We start from the raw sequence: 508 nt of genomic DNA on the forward strand, positions 1-508 counted from the left end.
GTTGACACCCAAATTCACACGAGCAGCTAATGTAGCCGCAGCACCAGCAAAGCTAATGGTATCTGTACCAGAGGCATCCCTAATGATGTCGTTACCTAGTCCAGTGAGAGTGAAGAGATAAGTATCATTACCTGCACCACCATCAAGATTGTCATTACCTAAACCACCATCCAGAGAGTTATTACCACTGTTACCTATGATAATGTTATTACCTGCATTCCCTGTACCATTAATATTGGCAGTGCCAGTCAGAGTCAGGTTTTCGATGTTGGCTAGGGTGGCAATAGTGAAGGTGACACTAGATTGAATAGTATCTGTACCTCCATTGGCCAGTTCCGTAATTGTGTCAGTAGTGCTATCTGTAATGTAAGTATCATTACCTGCACCACCAATCAAGGTATCAGTACCTAAACCACCAGTAAGGGTGTCGTTACCAGCGCCACCATCCAGAGAGTTATTACCACTGTTACCTATGATAATGTTATTACCTGCATTCCCTGTACCATTA

Annotated in this window: 1 protein-coding gene; it reads right to left on the reverse strand. The window is 43.3% G+C overall.

Features of this window, described 5'->3' with window-relative positions; all coding sequences use genetic code 11:
• On the reverse strand, positions 1 to 508 hold a 508-nt coding region (locus ACIR310F_RS25505), incomplete at both ends, for a calcium-binding protein (protein ID WP_269208356.1).

This window comes from Dolichospermum circinale AWQC310F (assembly GCF_000426925.1).
GTDB classification, from domain to species: domain Bacteria; phylum Cyanobacteriota; class Cyanobacteriia; order Cyanobacteriales; family Nostocaceae; genus Dolichospermum; species Dolichospermum circinale.